Below are 8376 nucleotides of genomic sequence, written 5' to 3' on the forward strand. Positions count from 1 at the left end.
ACGTCCTCCGCGGCCTGTTCCGGAACTTCGTGGACGACGATAGCGAAGCGGATGTCGGATCGCAGGCCGCGGCTCCGACCCCGGGGTGACGGACGCCCTCCGGGGGCGGTCCCGTCCCGTACAACCCGACTCTGGAGGACGTACCCATGACCTCGCCGACGACCGCGGCCTCCCCGCCGCGAGCGGGGCGCCGCGAGTGGACGGGCCTGGCGGTTCTCGCCCTGCCCACACTCCTGCTCGCGCTGGATCTCAGCGTGACCTACCTGGCGCTGCCCAGCCTGACCGACGACCTCGGGGCCGGCGCCACCGAGCAGCTGTGGATCACCGACGTGTACGGCTTCCTGACGGCCGGCTTCCTGGTCACCATGGGCACGCTGGGTGACCGCGTCGGCCGCCGCAAGCTGCTGCTGTACGGCGCGGTGGCGTTCGGGATCGCCTCGGCGGTGGCCGCCTGGTCGACCAGCCCGGGCATGCTGATCGCGGCGCGCGCCGGGATGGGCGTCGCCGGGGCCACCCTGATGCCCTCCACGCTCGCGCTGATCAGCAACATGTTCCAGGACCCGCGGCAGCGCGGCATGGCCTTCGCGGTGTGGATGAGCTGCTTCATGGGCGGCGCGGCCGCCGGGCCGGTCATCGGCGGCGCGCTGCTCAGCCACTTCTGGTGGGGCTCGGTGTTCCTGCTGGCCATCCCGGTGATGGTGCTGCTGCTGGCCGTCGGCCCGGTGTTCCTGCCCGAGTACCGCTCCCCGCAGGTCCGCGGCGCGGACCCGCTGAGCGTCGCCCTGTCCCTGCTGGCGATGCTTCCCCTGGTCTACGGCATCAAGGACATGGCCCGGGACGGGGTCCAGCCGCTGGGCGCGGCCGCGGCCGTCGCCGGCCTGGCCTTCGGGGCCGTGTTCGTGGCGCGGCAGCGCCGGCTCGACGACCCGCTCCTCGACGTCCGGCTCTTCAAGCGGCTCGCGTTCACCGCGGCGCTGGTGATCCTGATGCTCGGGGTGGCCACCCAGGGCGGGGTGATGTTCCTGATCAGCCGGTACCTGCAGTCGGTCGAGGGGTTCACCCCGCTGCACGCGGGCCTGTGGCTCGTCCCGTCCTCGCTGGCGATGGTGGTCGGGAGCATGCTGGCGCCGCTCGCCGCACGCCGGTTCACCCCCCGGGTGGTGATCGCCGCCGGCATGGGCCTCGCCGCGGTCGGCTTCGCGCTGCTCGCCGTCCTGGACACCTCGGACGGGCTGTCCCAGCTGGTGGGCGGCATCATCCTGGTCTTCCTCGGGATCGGGTTCGTGGGCGCGCTCGGCCAGGACCTCGTGGTGGGTTCCGTGCCCCCCGCGAACGCCGGGGCGGCGGCGGCGCTCTCGCAGACCAGCGGCGACTTCGGCATCTCGCTGGGGGTGGCCGCGCTGGGGAGCATAGGAGCCGCCGTCTACGGTGCCCGGATGGATGGCTTCAGCCCGTCCGGGGCCCCGGCCGGCGCGCTCCCTGACGTCCGGCAGAGCGTCGAGGCCGCCGCGCAGGAGGCCGGGCGGCTGTCCGGGGACGCGGGCGCGCGCCTGCTGGAGCACGCGCGCGACGCGTTCACCTCGGGCCTGAACGCCGCCGCCGTGGTCAGTGCCGTCCTGGTCGCCGCCCTCGGTGTGCTGGCGCTCGGCGCGCTCGGGTCGCGCTCCGCGGCCGGGGCGGTGTCCCCGGCGGCGGAGGAGTCGCCCGCACCGACCGCCACGGCCGTGGAATGACCCGCCGCAGCAGAGCGCCGCGGAACACCGCGGCCCGGAACACCGCCGTACGTAACACGGCAGTACGTAGCACGGCAGTACGGAACACGGCAGTACGGAACACCGCACCGCATGAGAGGAAGAACGGCACCATGGACACGGAACCGCAGTCGGAGCTCCCCCGGGTCGTCGGGCGGGAGGAGTGGCTCGCCGCCCGCAGGGAGTTCCTGGTCAGGGAGAAGGAGTTCACGCACGCCCGGGAGGCGCTGAGCGTCGAGCGCAGGCGGCTCCCGATGGTCCGGGTCGAGGAGGACTACGTCTTCGAGGGCCCCGACGGCAAGGCGTCCCTGGCCGACCTCTTCGAGGGGCGCCGGCAACTGATCGTCCATCACGTGATGTTCGACCCGGAGTGGGAGGAGGGCTGCCCCAGCTGCCGGTTCCAGATCCGGGAGATCGGGTACCTGCCGCACCTGCACGAGCGGGACACCACGCTGGTGCTGGTCTCCCGCGCGCCGCAGGAGAAGATCCGCCGGTACAAGGAGCGGATGGGCTGGGACAACATCCCGTACTACTCGTCGTACGGGAGCCGCTTCAACTACGACTTCCACGCCACGCTGGACGAGTCCGTGACCCCGCTCCTGATCAACTTCCGGACCAGGGAGGAGCACGAGGCCGCCGTCGGCCCCTGGGACATCTGGGGCCACGAACTCCCCGCGGTCAGCGTCTTCCTGCGGGACGGCGAGGAGGTCTACCACACCTACTCGACCTTCTCGCGCGGGCTGGACATCCTCCTCGCCGTCCACAACTACCTGGACCTGACGCCGCTGGGCCGGCAGTCGGGATGACCGCGCCGGTGCGCCGCCGGAGCGGAACCGGTCAGAAGACGTCGAAGTAGTCCCCGATCCACAGCCCCCGGCCGGCGTCCACCGTCCGCAGGTCCGAGGCGCGGTAGTCGGCGAGCCGGATGCAGCGGAAGTCGAAGCTCACCCGGGTCGAGTCGGTGTCGTTCACCTTGTTCCCGTGGTTCCAGCCGACCGCGTCGAAGACCAGCAGCTGCCCCACGTCGAGTTCGGTCGCCGCGTAGTCCTCCGACCCCTGCTCCCGCTCGACCCACACGGAGTTGGTCCCCCAGGCCCGGGTCAGCGGCAGCCAGAAGTTCACCTCGCCGTCGGCGTGGTGGTAGTCGCCGTCCTTGTGGAACTCGCCGACCGCGACATTTCCCGGGAAATGGATCCGGAAGGTGGGAACGCGCTGGAAGCAGAACTCGTCGGTGCCGAGCACGTCCGGCACGAAGGATTTCACGAAGCCGCGGTACAGGTCCCGGAGCCTGGGCTCGAACTCCCGGTAGAAGGCGGCGTGGAACTCCGTGGACTGGTCGGTCTGCCAGGTGAGCAGCTCCATCGGGGCGTCCGGCCGCAACGTGCTCAGGTCCTCGGTCCGGTAGATCGACCGCACCGCCGCGGCGAAGTCGAACACGGCCGGATCGTACTCGTAGGTCTTCGGCTGCATGCTCTCCCACACTCCCCGAATTCTCCTGGCGGACGGCGGACAATGCCTCCTGTTCGAGAAGCTAGCGCAGCGTCCCTTCTCCACCAAGACGTTCCGAGCGGCAAGAGCACGACGGGAGAAAGCGGTCCGGAAAGAGTTCGGGTGCCCGTCGCCGGACTATTCCGGCCCCGCCGCGTCCACCACCGGCACCACCTCCTCCCGCAGCCGCCGGGCCGAGGCCGCCACCGATCCGGCGGCGGCCTCCCGGGTGTCGCCGACACCGACCATCAGCCCCACCAGCTGCGCCTCCAGCAGGCGGTCGGCGTCGCAGGGCTCGATCAGGTAGCCGCCGAGCTCCAGGACGACCAGGCCGTGCACCGCCGACCACATCTGGTGCGCCACCAGTTCCGGGTCCGCCGGGCGGAACCGGCCCGCCCCGACGCACCGGGCCGCGCACTCGGTCACACCGGCCAGCGTGTAGCGGCCGTACTGGCGGTCCTCCTCGTCGAGCGAGAACCCGGCCAGCGAGGAACCGCCGAACATCACCGCGTACAGGTGGGGGTTGGCCAGCGCGTTGCACCGGTAGGCACGGCCCAGCAGCGCGAGGTCGCACACCGGGTCGTCACTGGGCCGCACCTGGGTGAAGTGCTGCTGGAGCCGGGCGAACCCCTCGTGGACGATGGCCCGCGCCAGCCCGCGCATTCCGTTGAAGTGGGTGTACAGGGCCATCGTCGAGGTGCCGACCTCGCTCGCGATGCGGCGGGTGGACAGTGCCTGCGGCCCCTCCTCCGCCAGCAGCCGGGCGGCGATGGTCACCAGCCCCGGGCGGGCACGGGGATCCGAGCGACGCGGACTCATGTCCCCAGTCAACCAAAACGCCGTGGTGCCGGAACCGGTCGCGGGTCCACAACTCCCGATCCCAGCACACTGCGAGAAGCGGCCCTCAGGACGCCCGGCGTAGCTTCCCAGTCACCCGGCGCGACCGCCGCCCCCGACCGAAAGGCCGCCCCGTGTTCTCCAGACCCCTCGGCGCCGCGATGCTCCTGTACGCGGGCAGCGCGATCGTGCTGGTCTCCTCCGCACTGGCCTTCCACCACGCCTTCGCCATGGACCCCGCGATGCCGATGCCGATGCCGATGGAGATGGCGCACGCCCCGGCCGACGCCGGACGGAAGCTCGGCGGCATGCCGCTGGCGGAGATGCCGGAGATGTTCACGGCCTTCGCCGGGCTGCTGCTCGTGGTGGCCGGCGCCGCCCTGCGCGGACGGCCGCGCTCGGCCCCGACCGAACTCCGTGCGGGCCGGCGCGGCCGGCTGCTGATCGCCGTCATCGGTACGGCCGCCCTGACCGTCGACATCAGCAAGACCTCCACGCTGGGCTTCGTCATCCCCGGCATGCGGGCCGACTACGGCCTCGACCCCCGGACGGCCTCCCTGCTGGCGGTCTGCGGACTGACCGGGACGGCGGCCGGGGCGCTGCTGTTCGGTGTGCTCACCGACCGGATCGGGCGCCGCAGCTCCTACCTGATCGCCACCCTCGGCTTCACCGCCACCAGCATGTGCGGCTCGATGCCCACCTTCCGCGGGAACCTGCTGATGTGCGGGCTGATGGGCCTGGCGGTCGGCGGCCTCGCCCCGCTGCTGATCACCCTGCTCACCGAGGCGGTCGGCGGGCGGGTCCGCGGCTCGGTGGTGGTGGCGCTCTCCGTCGTCGCCACCGCCGTCGGCTACCTGATCGCCGCCGGCTCGGCCCTGTGGCTGGAGCCGGTGTTCGGCTGGCGGATCCTCTGGCTGATCGGTGCCCCCACCGGCGCCGTGCTGGCCGTGCTGACGCCCTTCGTTCCCGACTACGTGGCGCTCTCCGCCCCGGCGGCGCGGAGCGCACCGGCCCCGCGGCGGGACTCACGGTCCGCGCGGGCCCTCACCCACGGCCTCCAGCGGGCGTTCGCCACCCTGATCGGCCTGCTCACCTTCGGCCTCACCACCTGGGTGCCGAGCCTGGCCCGGATCGGCGGTGTGCCGGTGCGCACCGCGAACCTGATGCTGACCGTGGCGGCGGTGGTGATGGTCCCGTGCGCCCTGCTGCTGATGCTGGGCTACCGCCGGTTCGGCCCGACCAGCATGGCGGCGGGTCTGGCCACCGTCACCGCCGTGCTGCTGCTGGCGCTCACCGCCAGCGGCGCGGTGGCCCAGGTGGGCTGGATCTGCGCGGGCGCGCTGGTGGCGGCGCTGTTCTCGGTGAACTCGATGGCCGCGATCTTCCTGCCGATCGCGGCCGACCTGGCCGACCCGGAACGGCGCGGCCGGACCACCGGCTGGGTCTCCTTCTTCAACCGGCTGGGCGGCCTGTGCGGGCCGCTGCTGCTGGCGGGCCTGGTGTCCTCGGCCTCCGACGTCCTGCTGGCGGTCTCCGTGCTGGCGCTGCTGTGCGGCGCGGCCGCCTGGTACATCAGCCGCCGGAGCCGGCTCGCGGCCCCGGCGCTCGGCGCGGCCTCCGAGTGACGGGGGCCCGAGTGACGGGGGCGCGGGAGCGGCCGGTGGCAGAGCACGGGCGGAGAAGCCCGCCGATCTCCGGGAACAGATACTGGATTCGCCCAACTCGCCACGGTTCGATGCGGATTGGGAGTGCGCCGGGCATCCGGCCGGGTTCCGCTCAACGGAAGGAAGAGGCATGGTCGACCGACAGGACGTGATCTCCGCGCTGGTGCTGGACGGCGAGGCCGTCGACGCGCTGGTGGCGAACCTGCCCGAAGCCGACTGGGCACGCCCCACGCCGGCCCCCGGCTGGACCGTCGCCCACCAGGTCGCCCACCTCACGGCCACCTTCAGGCTGGCCGGACTCGCGGCGGGCGACCCCGAGGCCTTCCGGGCGGTCGCCGCCGGCATCGGGCAGGACATGGACGGCGCGGTGCAGCAGGCCCTCAAGCCCTACCTGGCGAAGGCGCCGAAGCTCCTGCTGGAGAGCTGGCAGACCGAGCGCAGGGCCGCGGAGGAGGCCCTGGCGGCCGTTCCGGCGGACCGGCCGCTGCCGTGGCTGGTCCGCCCGCTGACGGCCCCCGTGCTCGCCGCCGCCGGCATGATGGAACTGTTCGGCCACGGCCAGGACATCGCCGACGCGCTCGGGGAGCGCCGCGAGCACACCGACCGGATCCGCTACCTGGTCGAGTTCGCCGTCCGCACCTGGGACTTCGGCTACCAGGCCCGCGGGCTCACGCCGCCGGAGACAACGTTCCGTTTCGAGATCACCGCTCCGTCGGGCGCCCGGTGGGAGTTCGGCCCCGCCGACGCGGAGCAGCGCGTCAGCGGACCCGCCGTCGACTTCTGCCTGCTGGTGACCAGGCGCCGGCACCGCGACGACCTCGCCCTGACGGCCCGTGGCGAGGACGCCGAGGCCTGGCTCGACCTCGCCCAGGCCTACCGCGGCCCGGCCGGTCCGGGCCGCACGCCCGGCCAGTTCCGGTCGACCGGGCACTGACCGGGCACTGACCGAAAGCGCCACCGGGTCCGCGGCACCGGGCGGGGGTGCCGCGGACCCGCGCGCACGCGCGCTCCGGGCGAAGGCCGACAGCGCGGCGGCGCACCAGCACGGGGACCGCCACCCGTCCCACACCCGACAGAAGGGACCGTCATGGGCACCCGTACCGACGAATGCGCCGTGGTTCTCGGCGGAAGCATCGCAGGCCTGCTGGCGGCGAGGGTGCTCGCCGAGTCCTATCCCCGGGTCGTCGTCGTCGAACGCGACCGGATCCTCGGCGTCCGGGGGCCGCGGCGCGGCGTCCCGCACGGCAACCACGCCCACGGGCTGGTCGCCCGCGGCCACCAGATCATGGAGTCGTTGTTCCCCGGCCTCACCGACGAACTGGTCGCCGCCGGGGTGCGGCCCGGCGACTTCAGCGCCGACATCCGCTGGTACTTCAACGGGCTGCGGCTGCGGCCGGCGCGCACCGGCCTGCCGTCCGTGCCCGCCACCCGGCCGGTGCTCGAACACCATCTGCGCGAGCGGGTACGGGCGCTGCCGGAGGTGACGTTCCTGGAGGAACACGACGTCATCGCCCCGGTGACCGACACCACCAGGCGCCGGGTCACCGGGGTCCGGGTGCAGCGGCGCGCCCCCGGGAGCGCGGAGCGCACGCTCTCCGCGCACCTGGTCGTCGACACCACCGGCCGCGGCTCGCGCACCCCGCGCTGGCTGGCCGACCTCGGGTACGAGGCGCCCCCCGAGGAGCGGATCGAGATCGACCTGGCGTACACCACCCGCCACTACCGCCTCAAGGGGGATCCGTTCGGCAGCGACATCGCCATCATCCCCGCCGCCACGCCCTCGCACCCGCGCGGGGCCTTCTTCTACCGGGTGCCCGGCGAGGACAACCGGGTGGAGCTGTCGGTGACCGGGATCGTGGGCGACCACCCGCCCGTCGACCCCGAGGGGTTCCACGCCTTCGTCCGCTCGCTGCCCGTCCCCGAGATCCACGAGGCGATCCGCGACGCCGAACCGCTCGACGAGCCCCTGCGGTTCCGCTTCCCGGCCAGTGTCCGCAGGGACTACCACCGGCTGGAGCGCTTCCCCGCCGGGCTGGTCGTCCTGGGCGACGCGGTGTGCAGCTTCAACCCGGCCTACGCCCAGGGCATGACCTCCGCCGCGCTGCAGGCCCTGGTGCTGCGGCGGCACACCGCGGGGCGGCGGCTGCCGAACCCCCGGGCCTACTTCCGCGACGTCGCGCGGGAGATCCGGGCCCCCTGGTCCTTCGCCGCGGTGACCGACCTGGGCTACCCGGGCGTCGCGGGCCGCCGCACCCCGCAGACCCACCTGGTCAACCGCTACGCCGCGCTGGCCCAGCGGGCGGCGGTCCACGATCCCCGGATCACCGAGGCACTGGTGCGGATCGCCGGACTGGTGGCCACCCCGCAGTCGCTGATGCACCCGCGCACCCTGCTGCGGGTGCTGCGCGCCGCCCGCCGGCCCGTCCCGCCCCCGGCCGGCGCCCACGCGGGCGCTCCGGAGCTCTCCGGCCGGAACTGAGCCGTCGGCGGCCGATCGGAACGGGCCGCCCGCCGGAACGGCCGCCCGCCGGAACGGCCGCGCCCGGCCCCCGCCACCCCGGGCCCGGGGGCGCCCGGAACCGGACGCGCAGCGGGCCCCCCCCGCGCACGCCCCGGCGGCGGGGGCCGACAGCCCC

7 protein-coding genes are annotated in these 8376 nt (G+C 73.7%); 5 read left to right on the forward strand and 2 right to left on the reverse strand.

All coding sequences use genetic code 11. From position 1 onward, the window contains the following. Positions 1-146: 146 nt before the first annotated feature. Together ACFRQN_RS09025 and ACFRQN_RS09030 are read left to right on the forward strand one after the other, a co-directional pair. Positions 147-1733 carry an MFS transporter gene (locus tag ACFRQN_RS09025; protein WP_380739375.1) on the forward strand — a complete coding sequence of 529 codons (1587 nt, stop codon included), beginning with the start codon at positions 147-149 and terminating at the stop codon, positions 1731-1733. A gap of 131 nt (positions 1734-1864) precedes the next feature. Beyond that, positions 1865-2557, forward strand: coding sequence for a DUF899 domain-containing protein (locus tag ACFRQN_RS09030; protein WP_380739377.1), 693 nt, complete (start codon positions 1865-1867; stop codon positions 2555-2557). A 31-nt stretch (positions 2558-2588) separates the two neighbouring features. Here the strand turns inward: ACFRQN_RS09030 and ACFRQN_RS09035 are convergent, their stop codons facing one another. Then, the gene (locus ACFRQN_RS09035; RefSeq protein WP_380739379.1) at positions 2589-3221 is read right to left on the reverse strand and encodes a streptomycin biosynthesis protein StrG; all 633 of its coding nucleotides are present in this window, start codon (positions 3219-3221) and stop codon (positions 2589-2591) included. A gap of 156 nt (positions 3222-3377) precedes the next feature. Beyond that, entirely contained in the window at positions 3378-4058 is a 681-nt protein-coding gene (locus tag ACFRQN_RS09040) for a TetR/AcrR family transcriptional regulator (protein ID WP_049650271.1), read from the reverse strand. 152 nt (positions 4059-4210) lie between these two features. Here ACFRQN_RS09040 and ACFRQN_RS09045 point away from each other — a divergent pair, with 152 nt between their 5' ends. From ACFRQN_RS09045 to ACFRQN_RS09055, 3 genes are all read left to right on the forward strand, one after another. Next, complete coding sequence (locus tag ACFRQN_RS09045) at positions 4211-5701, forward strand: MFS transporter (protein ID WP_380739381.1); 1491 nt, start codon at positions 4211-4213, stop codon at positions 5699-5701. A gap of 169 nt (positions 5702-5870) precedes the next feature. Continuing rightward, positions 5871-6674, forward strand: coding sequence for a TIGR03084 family metal-binding protein (locus ACFRQN_RS09050; protein WP_074002837.1), 804 nt, complete (start codon positions 5871-5873; stop codon positions 6672-6674). 153 nt (positions 6675-6827) lie between these two features. After that, a complete protein-coding gene (locus tag ACFRQN_RS09055; RefSeq protein ID WP_380739383.1) occupies positions 6828-8219 on the forward strand; it encodes an FAD-dependent oxidoreductase in 1392 nt (463 codons plus the stop codon). Positions 8220-8376: the final 157 nt, after the last annotated feature.

This window comes from Kitasatospora sp. NPDC056800 (genome assembly GCF_042789775.1).
GTDB lineage: Bacteria > Actinomycetota > Actinomycetes > Streptomycetales > Streptomycetaceae > Kitasatospora.

Bases quoted from the DNA above. Each gene is read 5' to 3' on its own strand.
- ACFRQN_RS09025 (WP_380739375.1), top strand. From the start codon at position 147: ATGACCTCGCCGACGACCGCGGCCTCCCCGCCGCGAGCGGGGCGCCGC.
- ACFRQN_RS09040 (WP_049650271.1), bottom strand. From the start codon at position 4,058: ATGAGTCCGCGTCGCTCGGATCCCCGTGCCCGCCCGGGGCTGGTGACC.
- ACFRQN_RS09035 (WP_380739379.1), bottom strand. From the start codon at position 3,221: ATGCAGCCGAAGACCTACGAGTACGATCCGGCCGTGTTCGACTTCGCC.
- ACFRQN_RS09055 (WP_380739383.1), top strand. From the start codon at position 6,828: ATGGGCACCCGTACCGACGAATGCGCCGTGGTTCTCGGCGGAAGCATC.
- ACFRQN_RS09030 (WP_380739377.1), top strand. From the start codon at position 1,865: ATGGACACGGAACCGCAGTCGGAGCTCCCCCGGGTCGTCGGGCGGGAG.
- ACFRQN_RS09050 (WP_074002837.1), top strand. From the start codon at position 5,871: ATGGTCGACCGACAGGACGTGATCTCCGCGCTGGTGCTGGACGGCGAG.